Here is a 17,486-nt window from a genome sequence, read left to right on the forward strand (position 1 = left end):
ATAATTATATCGCAGCAAGCCACAGGCTGACCTGGGAGCACCCGGAACGGCCTGTGGCTTTTGTTTCACTATAACGGCTTTATTTCAACAGCCATAAGGCAGGAACATTAGGCGGTTCCCAGCCCACTAACGAAGTATGCGCTACACGGGCTTCATACGTTTGTCCGTTGTATGAGACGAGCGCTCCTGCTTCGTAAGCTGTATCAGGAGCCCAAGGAGCAACGGCCGGGGCTGGGGCTGTCGTTGCGCGTACCGCATTGCTGTTCGGCGATACATTGCCAGCTTCATCAAAAGCAATCACCGTAAATGTATACGAGGTATTCGGCTCTAACGCGGTCACCTTATAAGTCAGTCCGTTCGTTGCAGACACCAGTGTCGAACCGTTATAAATTCGATAGCCTGCAACGCCCACGTTATCTGTAGAAGCATCCCATGACAACGTTACGCTTGAGGCGGTTATATTTGAAGCAGACAAATTCGTAGGAGCAGTAGGCGGCACCGCATCAGGCTGCGGCGCCTGTGTCGTGAACGTGACGGCATTGCTGTTGGCAGATTCGTTAGCAGCAGCGTCCACCGCGCGTACCGTATAAGTATAGGCAGTATTAGCCGTCAGGCCGATGAGATTATAAGAGAGAGAAGTTCCATTCGTAGTCGCGGCTAAGCTTGATCCTCTGTATATTTTGTAGCCGGTAACACCAACATTGTCAGTCGAAGCACTCCAGGACAAGGTTGCGCGGTTAGAACCGATATTCGATACTGCCAAGTTGGTTGGAGCGGTAGGAGGAGATGTGTCTACAGGAGCACCGCCGCCGAAGTCAACGTCAATGACGTTGTAGAATGCATTCGCAGTGTCTGCAATCTCCCATACCGCCAAGATGACCTGATATCCGGTCCGGCTTGGCACATTGCACGTATCCGAGTAGGAGTGGGGCGGCTGCTTTCCTTTGTAGTCCACGTTGCAGAATGGAGTCAGATCGAACGAAGCGCGGCTTAGCGGCGCATTCGGATTCCAATCCTGCTTCGTGATGTAATACTTCCAGCTCGTTGTCGCATGATTGGCTTCAATCGTCCAATGGAAGGTTGTCGTTCCGGGAGAAATGTTAACTTTGCTCCAGCGGGTTGACGATTGCTGGTCGAGCTCGGGGAAAGCCCCATTGGCACTAGCGATCTTTCCGTCAACCGGTCCGGCAGCAGGGAAGCCTTTATAGGCTTCCAAGCTTTGCGGTTCGTAAATAATTGAGCCGCACTTCTTATTCACGCCTTTGGCGCACAAGTCCGCGCGGCTGCTTGGCGAATCGATGTAGCCGTGGGCAAAAGCTTTGCCGGAGAATACCATCATGACAAACAGGAGACCAAGCATCATGCCGCATGTGAGTAACACATTTTTCATGAGCGGATTCGAAAAACGATTGCAAGCCAAAATCATTTTCCTCCTTTAAGTTCGATTTTCATTTGAGACCTAAAAGAAAAACGGCTCCCTCCATTTCGCATAAATTGTATAAAAACTCAAATTGAGCTTATACCGGACAAAAAGACGGGATGATCCACCAGCATAAATATTTACGCGCTTAAACGAATCCATCGGATGTGCTCGCTTGGGTGCGGATATGAAAAACGGCATGGATTGCGGCAGGTATCAGATAAGGGAGTGGGGACGTTCACTGTTGAAAGGGCTAAGCAGAAGCAAACGGAAGTCTCGATTATTATATACATTAATGCGCTTTAACTCAAAATGACTTTTGGAGTCAGGAGAGCCGCTGCAGATGGAATTCCATTTCATTTTCACTCGTTTTCTCCGTTACGCGGGCATTTCTGAATATTTATTTTCATTTCTTTCTCTTCCTTCAATATCACGTCATCTGCAATTACCACTAAATACAACGGGCAGAATAGTGCAACGAAACTCGTTTATATGACGTCAATATAAAAAGAGGGTGAGATCTGTACATCTTAGTTCTGGCGGAGGGTATAAGTATAAAGTTAAAAAAAGTAGTACGAAGCAAAGTTTTCTTGTTCTTTCTCTTTCTATTTTTATTTATGTACCTGAATAACAGTAATTTGTTTACGAATCATCGCAGTGAGGCCCCTTTCTTGCTTGCTCATCGGGGGCTTGCACAAACCTTCAGCATGGAAGGTATAGAGGGTGACACATGTACGGCAGAGCGAATTCATACACCTGAACATCCTTACTTGGAAAATACAATCCCATCTATGGAAGCCGCATTTGAAGCTGGGGCTGATATGGTTGAATTCGATATAAAACCGACCAAGGATGGCCAATTCGCTGTTTTCCATGACTGGACTCTTGAATGCCGGACTAATGTTGAAGGCATGACCAAAGACTACACCATGACGCAATTAAAGCAAATTGATATCGGTTACGGTTACACGGCTGATAACGGAAAAACGTATCCTTTCAGAGGAAAAGGGATAGGACTTATGCCGTCAATGGAGGAAGTGCTGGCCTATTTTCCAGAACGCTCCTTTTTAATTCATATGAAAAGTGACGATCCGGAAGAGGGAGTGCAGCTTGCTCAACATCTCGCTAAATTATCAAATCAACGGCTGAGCCTAATAACGGTTTACGGAGGAGATAAGCCTGTAGCTGCGTTAAAGCGACAACTCCCGGAACTCCGAGTGATGTCTAAGGCTACGCTGAAGAGCTGCTTAATTCCTTATATTGCTGCAGGTTGGACCGGATATGTTCCGTCTCCTTGCGAAAAAACACAATTGCACATTCCTGAAAAATTTGTTCCTTGGTTGTGGGGATGGCCGGGAAAATTTTTGAGCCGCATGGAAAACGCAGGCACTCGAGTCATTGTCGTGGCAGGTGATGGTGGATGGTCAGAAGGCTTCGATACAGCGGAGGATGTGCAACGGCTGCCTTCTAATTATACTGGCGGCTTATGGACGAATAGAATCGATAAAATCGCACCGCTATTTCACGAGAAAGAGATAGAGCAATAGAGTGAGCTTTTGTAATACAATTCTATGCATACCAACATGAAAGATGGCAAAGGAGATGGACGGGATGAGTCAATTCGCTAAAACACCAAAGCCGCCTTATTTTGCGGTTACCTTCTCAAGTCAGCGCACGGAAGGAGAGTATGGCTACGAAAATATGGAAAATCATATGGTGTCATTGGTGTCCAAACAACCAGGCTTTTTGGGAGCGGAAAGTGTTCGTGATGCCAATGGTTTCGGAATAACGATTTCATACTGGGAATCGATGGATGCAATTCGAAATTGGAAAGCAAACGAAGCGCATCTGTTGGCACAGGAAGAAGGAAAAACAATTTGGTACGAAAATTACATAACGAGAATCTGTAGAGTAGAAAGAGAATACTCCCTCAAAGAAGTATAAAAAATTAATTTTCGTGAAAAGACATCTGATATAGATGTTCTTTTCACGAAAAGGTTCGGTTTCAGACGCGTTTCCGTTCGAGCCACTGCTTTGCTGCAAGCGTGAGCAGCGCAACGGCGACCAGCAGCGAGGCCGCGGCGAACGCGGCAGAGAACTGATATTCGTTATAGAGGATTTCCACATGCAGGGGGAGCGTGTTCGTCTCGCCGCGGATATGGCCGGAGACGACCGATACGGCTCCGAATTCGCCCATGGCGCGGGCGTTGCAGATGACAATGCCGTACAGGAGCCCCCATTTGATGTTCGGCAGCGTGATGTGACGGAACATCTTCCAGCCCTTGGCGCCCAGTGTGGCGGCCGCTTCTTCTTCAAGCGTGCCCTGGGATTGCATAATCGGGATGAGCTCCCGCGCCACGAACGGGAAGGTGACGAACAGCGTAGCGAGCACGATGCCGGGGAGGGCGAACACGATCTGCACATCGTGCGCCGCCAGCCACGAACCGAACCAGCCGTGCGCGCCGAACAGCAGAATGAAGAGGAAGCCTGCAATGACCGGCGAAACGGAGAATGGCAGGTCAATGAGCGTAATGAGCCATTGCTTGCCGCGGAAGGCGAACTTGGTGAGACACCATGCGGCGGCTATACCGAATATCGTATTCAGCGGCACGACGAAAAGCGCCGTTAACAGCGTCAACCGGATAGCCGATAGAGCGTCCGGATCGGTCAGCGCCGCGAAGTAGACGTCCGCGCCCCGCTTGAACGCCTGCACGAATACGGCCGCAAGCGGGAGCAGCAGGACGAGCCCGATGAAGCCGAGCGCAACGGCGATGAGCAGCCGGCGGGCGAGCGGCGATTCGGTCGTGCAGCCGGCGCGATGCGCAAGCTTGCGGGCCGTCCCGCGGGCTGGCGGGGAAGTGGTGCCGGGATAGGAATGAGAACCGGCCATGCGTCAATCCTCCTTATTGTTGATAGTAACGGTAGACGGACAACAGCAGGCAGATGGCGATGGCTCCGTCATACGGTTCATGGCGATGTCATGCGGCGTGCAGCCTTCCATTGCAGCGCATTGATGAGCAGTTGCAGCAGGAAGGACAGAATGAGCATAACGAGCGCGACGGCCGTGGCGCCCGCATAATCGTATTGTTCCAGCTTGGTCATAATGAGCAGCGGCGCGATTTCCGTCTGATATGGCATATTGCCGGAGATGAAGACGACCGATCCGTATTCCCCGATGCCGCGGGCGAAGGCTAGCGCGAATCCCGTCAAGAGCGACGGGAGCAGCTGCGGCACGATAATGCGGCGGAAGACGGTCAACCGCTTCGCGCCGAGCGTGGCGGCGGCTTCCTCGACGTCTGTCTCCCATGCTTCCAGCACGGGCTGCACCGTGCGTACGACGAATGGAAGACCGATGAATGTCAGGGCGATCGCAATGCCGGCGGCGGAATAAGCGCTCGGGATGCCGATGGCGTACAGCCAGCGGCCTATCCAGCCGTTCTCGGCGTAGATCGACGTAAGCGCGATGCCCGCCACCGCGGTCGGCAGCGCAAACGGCAGGTCGATGATGCCGTCAAGCAGCCGCTTGCCGGGGAACGAATACCGCACCAGAACCCAAGCGACAATAAAGCCGAATACGACATTAATCAGTCCGGCCGCCAACGCCGTCGCGAAGCTGATGCGGTAAGCTGCAAGCACGCGGGCATCGAAGACGGTTGCCCAGAAGCCGCCCCAGCTCAATTCAAGCGACTTCAGAACGACGGCGGACAGCGGGATGAGCACGAGCAGCGACAGATAGCCGATCGTAAACCCTAGCGTGATGCGCAAACCCGGGAGGACCGCATACGACTTGCCCTTATGCGGCGCCCGCTTTGGGGTTGGTGTGGCAGTCATCGGGCATTGCAGCCTCCTTTTTTCCGAAGTTTCAACGTGAATAAATCTCGTCGAACAAAGCGCCGTCGGCAAAATGCTTCTTGTGCGCCGCGGCCCAGCCGCCAAACTGATCTTGGATGGTCAACAGCTTCACTTGCGGGAAGCGCTGCCCATACTTGGCGGCAGCCTTCTCGAGCCGCGGCCGGTAATAATGCTTAGCGGCTATCTCTTGCCCTTCGTCGCTATACAAATAGTCGAGATAAGCTTCCGCCACCTTGCGTGTTCCCCGCTTTTCCACGATTCCATCCACGACGGCCACCGGCGGCTCCGCCAAGATGCTCACGGCCGGCACAACGATCTCGAACTCATCCTTGCCAAGCTCATTCGCCGCCAAGAATGCCTCGTTCTCCCACGAGATAAGCACGTCGCCAATGCCGCGTTCCACGAAGGTTGTCGTTGCTCCGCGCGCGCCGGAGTCGAGAACGGGCACGTTGCGGTAGAGGCCGCGCAGCCATTCCTTCGCTTGCTCCTCATCGCCGCCGCTCGCCGCGAGCGCATACCCCCAGGCGGCGAGGTAATTCCAGCGCGCTCCGCCGGAGGTCTTCGGATTCGGGGTGATGACCTGGACGCCCTGCTGCACGAGGTCGTTCCAATCGCGTATGCCTTTCGGATTGCCCTTCCGCACAAGGAAGACGATGGTGGAGTAGTAGGGAGCGCTGTTGTCCTTCAAGCGCGTCTGCCAGCCTTCCTTGATTAGGCCCGCTTGTTGGACGGCATCGATGTCGTAGGCCAAGGCCAGCGTGACGACATCCGCCTGCAGCCCGTCGATGACGGAGCGCGCCTGCTTGCCGCTGCCGCCATGGGACTGCTTCACGGTTACGGACTGTCCCGTCTTCTCCTGCCAATAAGCCGCAAACGCCTTGTTGTAATCCGCGTACAGCTCGCGCGTCGGATCGTAGGATACGTTCTGGAGCACGACAGGCTCTGTCCCGACGGCAGCTGTTCCGCTTGGTCCGCCCGTCTTCGTTCCGGCTGCGCCGCTTCCACAGGCAGCGGTCAAGCTCATGGCTGCGATGAATACCCATAGGATAATCTTTTTTCGGTATTGTCTACCGCTCATCTTGGATGACTCCTCTCTTCGCAGCGCTCCGGTTCCAAGCGGAGACGCTCCGTACGGCAACGCAGCATAGTATTTGCTCGCGCCCGCTTGTTTTAAATCCGATAGGACAACTTGGTAATTACGTGATATGCATGTATGTTATCAGCAGTTTTGGGCGGAAGTCAACGAAGATTTACGGCATTGCAACTTGTTTCCAAAGTCGTAAAAAGATAAGGCTGGCTGCTGTTTGTAAGCGCTTTATATCAGTTTATCCCGTCGAATGAGAAGCCAGTTTATTCCAAAATGCCTGTTAATACGATATATATAGACAGGTAATCAACATAATTAAAATAAAGTTGAATAAAATTAATATTTAAGTTAATATAATTAAAAAAAGGAGGGAAGTTAATGGAACGTGAAGAAATCCCATCTTGGATTTTAGCTTTGGATAAGGAGTCCCTTGAATTTATAAGGAAGTTTATTATCAATTCGGGTTCTCTAAAGAATATGTCCCAAGTGTATGACGTTTCTTATCCAACCGTCAGGGCTAAGTTGGATAGGCTAATAAAAAAAATTGAACTGCATAGCAAAGAGGACGAAGTAGAGTTCGTTAATATGATTAAAAATTTAGTAATTGATGAACGAATTAGCTTAGAAGTGGCAAAAATAATTATCGATAAATATAAAAAGGAAAGAGATGATCATTGATGCTTCATGTGATTCAATTCTTAGGTGCACTAGCAATACTAGGAATTCAATATTACCTGTCCAGAAGACATAACGCATATTGGGGAGCTATCTTGCCAGGGATTTATATTTCGTTTTTTGGATATGGGCAGTTATCAGGAGTATTTAACGAAGGTAAAGAAGTCTCAATGATTTTGGCAGCGCTTGGCGGTACGGCGATTTTATTACTCGCATGGGTTAAAGGAAGAGCATCCGTAAAAGTCAAAAGAAAGAAAGAATTGGAAAAAATCGCGTTTCATGATATGTAATCCAATATGAAGATTGTTCATTTGTAATAAAGTTTGTTCAACAATCCTGTTGAAATATTAGCAGGATTGTTTTCTTAATCCAAAATCTAGGGATATATTGTAAAGAATTATACTTAAACTAACAAGACAGAATAGTATAATTCAAGGAAAATACGTTAAATTCAAATGATTAATACAGTAAAATATACTTAATACTAATTAAGGAGAAAAACTTATATGATAGATAATAAATTCCATATAGAGGTGGCTTTATATGCCTAAAATTGACAATGTACTAGCAATTCTATGGATGCTTAGCTCAGATGAAAAAATTACTGCAAAACAAATTTCAGAAAAGTTAGAGATCAATATAAGGACTGTGTATCGTTATATTGATACACTTTCGACAAGTGGTGTACCTATAATTTCAGACACAGGACATAACGGTGGATATACTTTATTGAATAATTTTATTGAAGCTCCACTTTTTTTTGATTTTGAGGAGCAAACATCACTATTTCACGCTGCTGTTTTTGCAGAAGAAGCCGGATATTATGGAGGAGAAGCACTAAATAGGGCTATTTCAAAGCTAAGCAAATATTCAAACCAAGAGCAGGAAACAAAGATAAACCAACATTTAACCAGTCTTGAAGTAATAAGTCGAATAAGTACCCTCTCGATGGAACCTTTCTTGAAGGAGTTGGAGCAGGCCGTAGCTGACGGATACTCTGTAAAAATTCGATACCATAAAAGTGGCAAAGAGCAATCAAAGTATAGATTGGTTGATCCATACAGAATTATTTATTGGAATAATAAGTGGTACGTGATTGGATTTTGTCAACTTAGGAATGATATCCGCAGTTTTAGAGTAGAGCGAATTGAAAGTCTAATGCTAACTGGAAATAAGTTTAACCGGCCAGAAAATTTTTCAGCACGTGACTTTTTTTTGAAAAACCTCCTTCCTACTATAGAAGATAAGGAAGGGATTATTTCTTTAGTTATTAATGGAAATAAAAGTACGCTGAATGATGTTTGCCAACATTGGTTTTTAGGAAATTATTTACAGGAACGGACTGCAAATCAAGCAGAATTCCTTCTTGAAAAAGATATAATACACACATATGTACCTTATTTACTTTTACCGTACGGTAAATCTATTCAAGTTATTGAGCCAAAAAGTCTTAAGAAAAGACTTATTGAAGTTCTGTCGGAATTAATACAATTTCATCAAGTATGAAAACTTCCCTGACATTAGCTGTCAGGGAAGTTTTATTATAATAGGCTATATCAATTGTGATTGGAGAGTTATTGGATGCAAACAAAAAAAGTTTATCTTTATGTATTTAATACAATGTCAGACTGGGAATATGGATATTTAATTGCTGAACTAAACTCAGGAAGATATTTCAAAAAAGATTTAGCACCTTTAAAAGTAGTTACAGTAGGAACTGCTAATGAAATTATTACTACAATGGGAGGACTGAATATAAAACCAGATATTTCCCTTGATGAGTGTACTCTTGAGAGTAAAGATCTTATAGTTTTACCTGGAGGGAATACTTGGGGAGAAGATATTCATCAACCTATCTTGGAGAAAATTGGGGAAGCCTTAAAGCTTGGCACTATTGTTGCTGCAATTTGTGGTGCAACTGAGGGACTGGCGAATATTGGATACCTAGACTCTAGAAAGCATACAAGTAATAACTTAGAGTATATTAAAATGGTCTGTCCTAATTATAAAGGAGAAAAATTTCATGAGATGGGACCTGCAGTATCTGATGCGAATTTGGTTACTGCATCAGGAATAGCTCCTCTGGAATTTGCGAAGGAAGTACTGAAAATCTTAGATGTATTTGCACCAGATACATTACATTCATGGTATAATCTAAATAATACTCATAAAACTGAATACTTCTTCCAGTTAATGAATTCAATAAATAGATAAGCCCAAAAATCAATACTGGCAAAAAGAGGGATGTTATAAAAAGGCATTTTTCAATTTTAAAATAAAAAGAAATAAATGTTGTTTTCCTAAATGAGCCTTAATGTCATTTTCTTTTGATAATAATGATGGACCGTTCTTCAAGAATCAGTCGTGATTGTGAAATAACATTGTTAGAAAATGATCAATCTTTTTTATAAAAACTAAATCTATTTCCCAAAATAAAGCCCACGCATTTTGATCAATCTTTGTTCAAAATGCGTGGTTTTCTTCTATTATAAAATCAACGTTTGCAGAGGGAATCGCACGCGAGCTTGCGGAAATCGCGCAAGCACACGGAGTCCGGAGCGAGGTTGGATCCCTTAATGATTGGATAGGAAAATTGCCGAAGGAAGGGGCTGTGCTCATCGTTACTGCTTCTTATAATGGAAAGCCTCCGGGCAATGACGCGCGAATTCGTGCAATGGCTGGAAGGGGTGGAGCCGGGTGCGCTTCAAGGAGTTCATTATGCGGTATTCGGCTGTGGAGACCACAATTGGGCGAGCACGTATCAGGACGTGCCAAGACTTATCGACGAGCAGCTTGCCCTTAAAGGAGCCAGGAGACTCTCTCTGCGTGGCGAGGCTGATGCCAGCGGAGACTTCGAGAAGCAGCTTGACGAGTGGCGGGATCGCATGTGGTCTGACGCCTTGAACGCTTTCGGTCTGCAAGTAAACGGGGTGGGGAAGGAACGAAGCACCCTTAACGTTCAGTTCGCAAGCGGCTTGGCAGGCTCCACTTGCCCTGGCATACGATGCTGCTTACGGAACGGTAACGGCAAATCGTGAACTTCAGTTGGAAAATAGCGATCGAAGCGCACGCCGCACAAGCGTGAATTGGAAGCTTTGTTGGAGGAGGGCGTCTATCAGAATGAGATATTGGAGAAACGCGTCTCGATGCTGGAGCTGCTTGAAAAATATGAAGCTTGCGAGATGCCGTTCGCAAGGTTTTTGGAGCTGCTGCCTCCTCTAAAACCCAGATATTATTCGATCTCAAGCTCTCCTCGATCCAACCCCGGGCAGGCCAGCATTACGGTAGGCGTCGTGCAAGGTTCTGCTTGGAGCGGCCGCGGCGAGTATCGGGGGGTTGCATCTAATTACTTGGCTGATCGCAGGCCGGAAGAAGAAATCGTTATGTTCGTTGATTTCAACTCCCCGAAGATCCGACAACTCCGATTATCATGGTGGGTCCCGGGACAGTACTCTTCACATGGCTTTTTCCCGCATGGAAAGCATATCCAAAACCTATGTACAGCATCTGCTGGAACAGAATTCATCAGATGTGATCAGCATCCTTGCCGGAGGCGGGCGGTTATATGTGTGCGGGGATGGCAAAGCTGCCTCTAGAGTAGATTTCCTACTTGAATGGGGCATTTTTTTGTGGATATTATTCCGTGTGCAAACGGTTTAAGGACAACTTATTTGAATGACAGGCGGCTTTCAGCACGGGGAATGGGATAAGGTAAACAAATGTATATAAAAGTAATAAGTTATCTCTTTGAATCGAGGAACAGGTCTCTTAATGTTACATTGAAGACTCTTTCTTCAAGCTTAGTCATCGCGATCAAATCGTTAAAAGGAGGCATGTCATCATTCATTTGCAACGAATTCATAGCTAAGGAGGGAATTGATAATTTTTCAGAGATTGTAAACCAGACTCAGGAGGGAAAAAGATGAACTCGATGAAAAAATGGATATCCCTAACCGTTTGCATGGTGATGATGTTGACTGCGATTCCCTATGCGCGTGCGGCTGAGAATCAACCGGAACTTCGCAATCTGGCCAAGGAGGCTAGCTATGAATGGTCGGAGGCGCCGGAATCCAGTTATCCGGATACTGGGAACAAGCTTACGGATGGAAAGATTGGCGGCTTGAACGTTCTGGATCCCGCATGGGTTGGGAGTTTGCATAAGACAACTCGTGAAATCGTGCTCGATCTCGGTGAGCGCAAATCTATCTCTAGTGTAAAAGCACATTTTCTGCAAGATTGGCCTTCTTCGGCTATTCTCTTCCCGCTGACCGTATCGGTGTACGTCTCCGACGATAAGGAGCATTGGGGTACGATTGCACATAGAGCGACTGAGCATTTGTGGGTAGATGGACCGCCGGTTGACCAGTACTATGTGTGGGACGGAAGCAAGGATGGAATCCCAACAGCCGGCTCTGATGCGGTGATGGCTTATGCCCGTTATGTCAAAGTAACCTTCTCCATGCACCCGAGAGCATGGTCCTTCATCGATGAAATTGAGGTCTGGGGAGCCGATGGCAAAGCAGAGGGCGCGAAGCAGGTGCCTTCCGAAACATTCAATTATTTGCAGCCGGGAGAGCCCACAGCAGGAATACGCAACTTGTCGCTCATATACAACGGCTATTATTCTGACGTCCCGAAGCTGACGAAGGACAATTTGATTCCTGAGATTGGATATGTCAATAAGGAAGGAAAACTAGCCGACTGGTTCTTTGACGGCGTCTTGATGCTTGGTTTGCTGACTCCGCAAGGACATGATTTTGGCAAGGGAGAAGCGAACCTGTCGGAATGGAAATGGTATCTGGATAAGACGTTCGACGATCAGGGTGATATGTATGAAGTAAATGAGGCGACCAAGGAAGTTGGCGAGAAGCTGGGGCAGCCCGATCATAAAGTTAAGGTCGTCATGATGATTCCGAACCCGGGAGAGCATTTATCGAATTTTGGCGATGTGGATGGCGATGGAGTATCGGAGAACTTTAACGCTGGCGAGGTCGGCGAAGAAGCGGCTATGGCCAATAGACAAAAAGCCATCCGCTGGTGGATTCAAGAGGTTATGCAGCGTTGGAATGCGAGCAGATACTCCAATCTTGAGCTTGTCGGCCTGTATTGGCTGGATGAGCAAGTAAGCACGAGCAAGTCGGGACCGGATTTCCTTCGTTTCATCAACGGTCTCGTACACGATCAGGGGCTGATGGCATTCTGGATCCCTCACTTCCTGAGTTATAAAAGCTTTATGTGGAAAGATGTCGGATTCGACTCGTCTGCCTTCCAACCGAACTATTACTTTGAAGAGCTGAATATGGAGCGGCTCAAGGATGCGGCAAATATTGCGAAGCGGTACGGTATGGGCGTGGAGCTCGAATTCGACGACCGGATGCTGAAAGACAAGGCGTTCCGCAAGAGATTTTTGGAATACCTCGAAGCCGGGGAACAGTTTGGTTTTAAGGATCATGCTTATAAAGCGTACTATAAAGGCAGCGGCACTATATTGCATGATGCGGCAGCAAGCAAAGATCCAGAGATCCGGGAACTGTATGATAAGCTCTACCAATTTGCAAAAGGAAGTGCTGCGGATAATAAGGCTCCAGTAGCCGGGCGATTATAATGGGGACGGTAAAGTCACTGTCGGCGATCTGGGCATCGTTGCCGCCCATTACGGTAAAACCAAACTAGGTCCGGATTGGGATCAAGTGAAGCATATGGATGTCAATAGAGACGGTAAAATTGATATTCAGGATCTCGCCGCAGTCGCCAGATTCATGCTCAAGTAAAAGTGCTTGAATAATATGCGGGCCGCAGATCATCCTGCGGCCCCACTGTTATTTCTATCTTCTCTAAAACGTCTCTTTATGTATATGAGGCGTATTCCGCAGCGCTTCTCCGCAGTTCAGATTCAGTCGGGCTGAACACCTCATCTTTTTCAATTCCTCTGCCCATGCTCCGAAATTATGCTATCTCAATCTGGATTTTAACAGATGCGCTCCAGTTTGCAGCAAGTTAATCTTGGGGAAACTGGGGAAGGAACACTATATAACGTTCAAATGCGGATAGCAACGCATATGCATGAAGGAGGAGCCATGACTGCTGAAACCGATCACTCACACTATTCGGCCCGGTATACCTATTCCGCTCGCAATCTATGGGCGGGCTTCCTATTTGGCCTTGGTCTAGTCGCCTTTATTGATGAAACTGTTTTTCATCAATTACTTCATTGGCATCATTTTTATGACAAGTCCACGACCGATATAGGATTAGTCTCAGACGGACTGTTTCACGCTTTTAGCTGGTTTGCGACAATTGGCTCTTCGTTCATGTTCGCAGACCTTCGGCGCCGAGATGCATTGTGGCTTACAAGGTGGTGGGGAGGCGTATTGCTCGGGGGAGGCGCATTCCAGCTATACGATGGCACAATCCAACACAAGCTTATGCAGATACACCAGATTCGCTATAATGTAGATATTCTTCCATACGATCTGATATGGAACTTAACTGCCGCTGCAATGATTGCAATCGGCATCATCCTGCTCATTCGAACCCGATCAGAACTGGCGGGAAGGGACGACTCAAATGAAAGGTGAGCACATGAATCAAGGGGGCGGATTTCCCTTCGAACTTACATTGGCATTTCTATTCATGCTGTTAATCGTTAGTTATATGGTTGCTGCGGTCTTGACCAGCCGCCGCCACAAACCATGGCCGTTGCGCCGCAGCGCCCTCTGGATTATTGGAGTTCTCTGCGCTGCCGCCGCGATCATCGGACCCTTAGCGAATGATGCCAGCATCGATTTTACAGCACACATGGTCACACATTTGCTCCTAGGAATGCTTGCCCCGCTTCTTATGGTGCTAGCTGCACCTGTCACTCTCCTCCTGCGAACACTCAGTGTGAATGCAGCACGGCGCCTTTCACGCTTGCTGAAGAGTTTGCCTGTTCGTATTGTTAGCGATCCGGTTGCCGCTTCCATCCTTAATGTGGGAGGACTCTGGATACTCTATACGACTGGCTTGTACGCTGCGATGCACCATAATATCCTTCTTCACGCTTTTGTGCACGTACACGTATTTCTTTCGGGTTACCTGTTTACCGTGTCCATGATTTATATTGACCCGGCACCGCATCGGTCAAGCTTCGTCTACCGTGCAATTGTGCTGGTAATGGCCTTAGCTGGCCACGGTATCTTATCCAAGCGCATCTATGCTCAACCACCTGCTGGCGTTCCCGCCGCGGAGGCGGAAATTGGCGGCATCCTCATGTACTACGGCGGTGACGCCATCGACCTGGTTCTGATCTTTATACTTTGCTATCAATGGTTCAGAGCCGCCCGGCCTCGCTCATCGTTGGCCATGCGTCAGTTCGGAGATGCCGGGTAAACGAGTAAACCAGTGTATGGTTCATGATCGATAGAAGTTCACTTTGAAAAATCAGTATACATTTAACAAAATATCCACGTATATCCGGCAGTAGGTATTTCAACGCATATACCCTTCAAGTAAACTATAAATATGGTTTAGAGTGCTTACCCGACAATACCCAACCTTAAATGAAAATGACAAGAAGAGGAGAGATGGCAAATGAGCAAGCCTAAACGCTTTGCAACCACGCTGAAAAAATCGGCGGGGCTTTGGTTCGTCTTCCTGTTAGTTATCAGCTTCGTTCCGTTTGGAGGGAATGCCAACGGCGCTTCCGCGGGGGAGCAGTCTACGGCATTGTTGCAAGGGACGGATCTAGAGCCTGATTCCGCTACGCAAACAGACCCGAATGCGATTTCTTGCAGCACGGCTTCCTGCCTTTCCAGCGCTCTGAAGAACGTGATGCCAGGGAATAAAATTGTGCTCGCGCCCGGCACGTACAAAGGCAGCTTCTCCTCGGACGCAGATGGAACAGCGGATCAGCCTATCATCATCCAAAGTCAGGACCCCGCTAATCCGGCCGTATTAGCGGGTCATTCCACAGGCTCAGGATTCAGCCTGCGCGTGCGCGGCGACTACTGGATGATTCGCGATCTCCAATTTACGAACGCCCAGAAAGGCATCATACTGGATCATTCGAACCATACGCTCATTACGAATGTAGAAGTGTACAACATCGGCTCTGAGGGCGTTCATTTCCGGGACGGCAGCTCTTACAGCACCATACAAAACTCGAATATCCATCATACCGGAAGAATATCGCCGGGGTATGGCGAAGGAGTGTACGTCGGTTCTGCCGAAGGAGCCAGCTATAACCAGGCCACGCATTACAATACGATTCGCAATGTGGTCATCGGCCCTCATGTGACAGCGGAGCATATCGATATTAAAGAAAGAACGATTGGCACGCTTGTAGAGAATTGCACGTTCTACGGGGAGGGAATAAGCGGCAAAAACTATGCCGACAGCTTCATTGATGTGAAGGGGAACGAGGCCGTGATCCGCAACAATATCGGTTATCAAGATAACAACAGCAGCATTGTCGACGCTTTTCAGCTTCATCAGATCGTCGCCGGCTGGGGAATCAACAACAAGTTCATCAACAACACATTGCATCTGGATGACCCTGCGGTCTACATCGTTGCAGGATACGGCAACGCAAGCGCATCGGCGACGCAAAATACGAGAATCCCGGCGGGCAATATGTACAAAGGAAACATTACAGCATACTAAGAATCTCCAATACCCCCAGGGAGCATGGCCTCCTCAAAGCTGTGGAAATCAAGTTAATTATACATAATAGCTGTACTAACTGAACGATAGCAATTAAATCTATAAGCTATTCATTATCCGCCCAGACAAAAAAGTCTGGGCGTTTACTTCGGCAAGATTGCAACGTTATCATTTTCTTTTCAATTAATGCCGGATTTGTCCCCGAATTTCACCGTCTGGATGCTGCACGGTATGCACGTTGACGTAAGTGTTATCTCTTTGGATCTCCCGAATTAAGTCATTAAGCGTTCTGCCTTGCAGAGGACCGACCAAATCGCGGTTGGTCAAAACACCTCTTACGACGCCGCGTCTAACGGAAATGCCGAATTTAGACGGTCCGAATAAAAAGGCGACAATGGGGCCGTTTTGTCCTCTCCGTCCAAGATGGATATGGGCTTGAGTGATCCGGGCGATATTATTGACGACAAGACGGAACCTTAATCGAGTGCCGTTAGCGCTAAGCTGAAAAATCGCATTCCCGGTAGCGACCGTTCTTACAGGAGGCACCTCGCTGAGTCCAGATAACAAAGCCCTAAAGGTTCTAATAAGTCTTCACTCCTCACTATGCAACGATGATTTAAACATATTCAAAAAAGAAAGGAGTGGATTGTGTATTCGCCTTGGATTTTTTTACGAAAAAAATACGGATAAAGGGAGCTTCTGAAACGAAATATATCGTGGCCGGTGAAGGAATCCGGTTGGCCCATACACTCTGAAAAGAGGCTGATTTTTTAGACAAGCGCCAAAGCAAATCTATCTCCCCGTAATAGTATAATACTGTAACACCAAGATTAAGCAGCTTTTATGAGGAGGAATGAAAACATGTCTTGTGATGATCGGGATTGCCGCGTTGTCGAATCAACTACACTGGCTGAATGCGATAACGAAAAACACGATCCGCATTGGCCAACGATTAAGGTTCCACTAGTATTAGCAGAGCGCGAGGTTCAAGTTAACGTGGAGGCTCTGATTAGCTTGGATGAACCTGCCTTGGAAATTAAACGCATTAAGAAGAAAGTATTTTTGGAGCAGTGCAAATTGGTTCCGACCGATTTCCATGGCAAATGGGTGACCAGAGCCAAATTGTACCTCAGAGGGTTCATCCGCAAAAATATTGAATATGCTACAGCCGACAGATCTCCTACGGATACTGCTGTTTGCGGAAGAATTCTTCATACGACGGCGCACGTTCCTTTCCAATGTGTCACAGAAATCAAATTCGGCAAAGTGAAGCCAGAGCTTATATCCGAAAGAGTAGAAGAGTTCGAGTTCTTGGGCAAAGACGAAATGTCGCCTCGGCTTGATAAAACATTGTTCAGTCACGATGTATTCTTTAACGAGCAGCCTTTCTGCGAACTGGTGAAGGTCAGATTCCATGAACTCGACCTTGGCGAAGACTTCGACTACGATGATGATCTGCCTCGCAGAGAGAAGACGTTCCGCAAACTGCGCGAAAAAATCGTTGTGCACGTAACCGTAAAAGTGTTGCAAAAGCAGCAAGTTCCATTGCCATTGGGCCATAAAGATGATGATGATGATTGCAAAGACCATAAAGACCACGATGACCACAAAGACTATAGAAAAGATTATGGCAAAGACTACAAAAAAGATTATAAGTAACACCAACACCGCTTAGCTGCCGAGAAATTCTCGACAGCTTTTTTCATGTTTGAGGCATATCAGTTCACTCGCTTACCGCTCGTTATAAAGGTTCAAATAGGAGGGGATTCCTTACAACTTATAATGTTTCATACGAAGGCGAGCTTGCGA

The 17,486-nt window shown here is 47.4% G+C and carries 17 protein-coding genes and 1 pseudogene; 13 read left to right on the plus strand and 5 right to left on the minus strand.

Annotated features, from left to right (window positions below):
- Positions 1-79 precede the first annotated feature (79 nt).
- Positions 80-1,426: a lytic polysaccharide monooxygenase gene (locus JSQ80_RS25070; RefSeq protein WP_206097180.1), complete on the minus strand. Its 1,347-nt coding sequence runs from the start codon at positions 1,424-1,426 to the stop codon at positions 80-82.
- Between the two features lie 611 nt (positions 1,427-2,037).
- On the opposite strand from JSQ80_RS25070, the gene JSQ80_RS25075 reads away from it, so the two are divergent.
- On the plus strand, positions 2,038-2,967 hold the full coding sequence (locus JSQ80_RS25075; protein ID WP_206097746.1) for a glycerophosphodiester phosphodiesterase family protein: 930 nt from the start codon (positions 2,038-2,040) through the stop codon (positions 2,965-2,967).
- A 64-nt stretch (positions 2,968-3,031) separates the two neighbouring features.
- The gene (locus JSQ80_RS25080) at positions 3,032-3,364 is read left to right on the plus strand and encodes an antibiotic biosynthesis monooxygenase family protein (RefSeq protein ID WP_206097181.1); all 333 of its coding nucleotides are present in this window, start codon (positions 3,032-3,034) and stop codon (positions 3,362-3,364) included.
- Positions 3,365-3,425: 61 nt separating this feature from the next.
- On the opposite strand, the gene cysW is transcribed toward JSQ80_RS25080, so the two are convergent.
- The 3 genes from cysW to JSQ80_RS25095 form a co-directional block, all read right to left on the minus strand.
- On the minus strand, positions 3,426-4,310 hold the full coding sequence (cysW, locus tag JSQ80_RS25085; RefSeq protein ID WP_206097182.1) for a sulfate ABC transporter permease subunit CysW: 885 nt from the start codon (positions 4,308-4,310) through the stop codon (positions 3,426-3,428).
- A 77-nt stretch (positions 4,311-4,387) separates the two neighbouring features.
- Positions 4,388-5,251: a sulfate ABC transporter permease subunit CysT gene (cysT, locus tag JSQ80_RS25090; RefSeq protein ID WP_206097183.1), complete on the minus strand. Its 864-nt coding sequence runs from the start codon at positions 5,249-5,251 to the stop codon at positions 4,388-4,390.
- 31 nt (positions 5,252-5,282) lie between these two features.
- Positions 5,283-6,350, minus strand: a complete 1,068-nt coding sequence (locus tag JSQ80_RS25095) for a sulfate ABC transporter substrate-binding protein (RefSeq protein ID WP_240463803.1) — start codon at positions 6,348-6,350, stop codon at positions 5,283-5,285.
- 387 nt (positions 6,351-6,737) lie between these two features.
- On the opposite strand from JSQ80_RS25095, the gene JSQ80_RS25100 reads away from it, so the two are divergent.
- The 10 genes and pseudogenes from JSQ80_RS25100 (at position 6,738) to JSQ80_RS25140 (ending at position 15,677) form a co-directional block, all read left to right on the plus strand.
- The gene (locus JSQ80_RS25100; protein WP_206097184.1) at positions 6,738-7,037 is read left to right on the plus strand and encodes a DUF2089 family protein; all 300 of its coding nucleotides are present in this window, start codon (positions 6,738-6,740) and stop codon (positions 7,035-7,037) included.
- Positions 7,037-7,324, plus strand: coding sequence for a hypothetical protein (locus JSQ80_RS25105; protein WP_206097185.1), 288 nt, complete (start codon positions 7,037-7,039; stop codon positions 7,322-7,324). The genes JSQ80_RS25100 and JSQ80_RS25105 overlap by 1 nt, the downstream gene beginning before the upstream one ends.
- A 253-nt stretch (positions 7,325-7,577) precedes the next feature.
- Positions 7,578-8,540, plus strand: coding sequence for a helix-turn-helix transcriptional regulator (locus tag JSQ80_RS25110; protein WP_206097186.1), 963 nt, complete (start codon positions 7,578-7,580; stop codon positions 8,538-8,540).
- A 75-nt stretch (positions 8,541-8,615) separates the two neighbouring features.
- On the plus strand, positions 8,616-9,248 hold the full coding sequence (locus tag JSQ80_RS25115; protein ID WP_206097187.1) for a type 1 glutamine amidotransferase family protein: 633 nt from the start codon (positions 8,616-8,618) through the stop codon (positions 9,246-9,248).
- A gap of 289 nt (positions 9,249-9,537) precedes the next feature.
- Positions 9,538-10,598, plus strand: a pseudogene (locus tag JSQ80_RS25120) (flavodoxin domain-containing protein); the annotation flags it as partial.
- Positions 10,599-10,956: 358 nt separating this feature from the next.
- Positions 10,957-12,639 carry a DUF4855 domain-containing protein gene (locus JSQ80_RS25125; RefSeq protein ID WP_336245820.1) on the plus strand — a complete coding sequence of 561 codons (1,683 nt, stop codon included), beginning with the start codon at positions 10,957-10,959 and terminating at the stop codon, positions 12,637-12,639.
- Positions 12,640-12,673: 34 nt separating this feature from the next.
- Positions 12,674-12,805 (plus strand): dockerin type I domain-containing protein, encoded by a 132-nt coding sequence (locus JSQ80_RS29865; RefSeq protein ID WP_336245855.1) that lies wholly within the window; start codon positions 12,674-12,676, stop codon positions 12,803-12,805.
- A gap of 306 nt (positions 12,806-13,111) precedes the next feature.
- Positions 13,112-13,612 carry a DUF2243 domain-containing protein gene (locus tag JSQ80_RS25130; protein WP_206097188.1) on the plus strand — a complete coding sequence of 167 codons (501 nt, stop codon included), beginning with the start codon at positions 13,112-13,114 and terminating at the stop codon, positions 13,610-13,612.
- The gene (locus tag JSQ80_RS25135; protein ID WP_206097189.1) at positions 13,602-14,405 is read left to right on the plus strand and encodes a cytochrome c oxidase assembly protein; all 804 of its coding nucleotides are present in this window, start codon (positions 13,602-13,604) and stop codon (positions 14,403-14,405) included. Before JSQ80_RS25130 ends, JSQ80_RS25135 begins: the two co-directional genes overlap by 11 nt.
- 201 nt (positions 14,406-14,606) lie before the next feature.
- Positions 14,607-15,677, plus strand: a complete 1,071-nt coding sequence (locus JSQ80_RS25140; RefSeq protein ID WP_206097190.1) for a right-handed parallel beta-helix repeat-containing protein — start codon at positions 14,607-14,609, stop codon at positions 15,675-15,677.
- A gap of 183 nt (positions 15,678-15,860) precedes the next feature.
- On the opposite strand, the gene JSQ80_RS25145 is transcribed toward JSQ80_RS25140, so the two are convergent.
- Positions 15,861-16,262, minus strand: a complete 402-nt coding sequence (locus JSQ80_RS25145) for a CHRD domain-containing protein (protein WP_206097748.1) — start codon at positions 16,260-16,262, stop codon at positions 15,861-15,863.
- Positions 16,263-16,538: 276 nt separating this feature from the next.
- On the opposite strand from JSQ80_RS25145, the gene JSQ80_RS25150 reads away from it, so the two are divergent.
- Entirely contained in the window at positions 16,539-17,336 is a 798-nt protein-coding gene (locus JSQ80_RS25150) for a CsxC family protein (RefSeq protein WP_240463805.1), read from the plus strand.
- Positions 17,337-17,486 lie beyond the last annotated feature (150 nt).

Source organism: Paenibacillus apiarius (genome assembly GCF_017052585.1).
In the GTDB taxonomy this organism is placed as follows: Bacteria; Bacillota; Bacilli; order Paenibacillales; family Paenibacillaceae; genus Paenibacillus_B; species Paenibacillus_B apiarius.

Coding starts and splice junctions, on each gene's coding strand:
- JSQ80_RS25070 (WP_206097180.1), bottom strand. CDS start 1,426: ATGATTTTGGCTTGCAATCGTTTTTCGAATCCGCTCATGAAAAATGTG.
- JSQ80_RS25075 (WP_206097746.1), top strand. CDS start 2,038: ATGTACCTGAATAACAGTAATTTGTTTACGAATCATCGCAGTGAGGCC.
- JSQ80_RS25080 (WP_206097181.1), top strand. CDS start 3,032: ATGAGTCAATTCGCTAAAACACCAAAGCCGCCTTATTTTGCGGTTACC.
- cysW (WP_206097182.1), bottom strand. CDS start 4,310: ATGGCCGGTTCTCATTCCTATCCCGGCACCACTTCCCCGCCAGCCCGC.
- cysT (WP_206097183.1), bottom strand. CDS start 5,251: ATGACTGCCACACCAACCCCAAAGCGGGCGCCGCATAAGGGCAAGTCG.
- JSQ80_RS25095 (WP_240463803.1), bottom strand. CDS start 6,350: ATGAGCGGTAGACAATACCGAAAAAAGATTATCCTATGGGTATTCATC.
- JSQ80_RS25100 (WP_206097184.1), top strand. CDS start 6,738: ATGGAACGTGAAGAAATCCCATCTTGGATTTTAGCTTTGGATAAGGAG.
- JSQ80_RS25105 (WP_206097185.1), top strand. CDS start 7,037: ATGCTTCATGTGATTCAATTCTTAGGTGCACTAGCAATACTAGGAATT.
- JSQ80_RS25110 (WP_206097186.1), top strand. CDS start 7,578: ATGCCTAAAATTGACAATGTACTAGCAATTCTATGGATGCTTAGCTCA.
- JSQ80_RS25115 (WP_206097187.1), top strand. CDS start 8,616: ATGCAAACAAAAAAAGTTTATCTTTATGTATTTAATACAATGTCAGAC.
- JSQ80_RS25125 (WP_336245820.1), top strand. CDS start 10,957: ATGAACTCGATGAAAAAATGGATATCCCTAACCGTTTGCATGGTGATG.
- JSQ80_RS25130 (WP_206097188.1), top strand. CDS start 13,112: ATGACTGCTGAAACCGATCACTCACACTATTCGGCCCGGTATACCTAT.
- JSQ80_RS25135 (WP_206097189.1), top strand. CDS start 13,602: ATGAAAGGTGAGCACATGAATCAAGGGGGCGGATTTCCCTTCGAACTT.
- JSQ80_RS25140 (WP_206097190.1), top strand. CDS start 14,607: ATGAGCAAGCCTAAACGCTTTGCAACCACGCTGAAAAAATCGGCGGGG.
- JSQ80_RS25150 (WP_240463805.1), top strand. CDS start 16,539: ATGTCTTGTGATGATCGGGATTGCCGCGTTGTCGAATCAACTACACTG.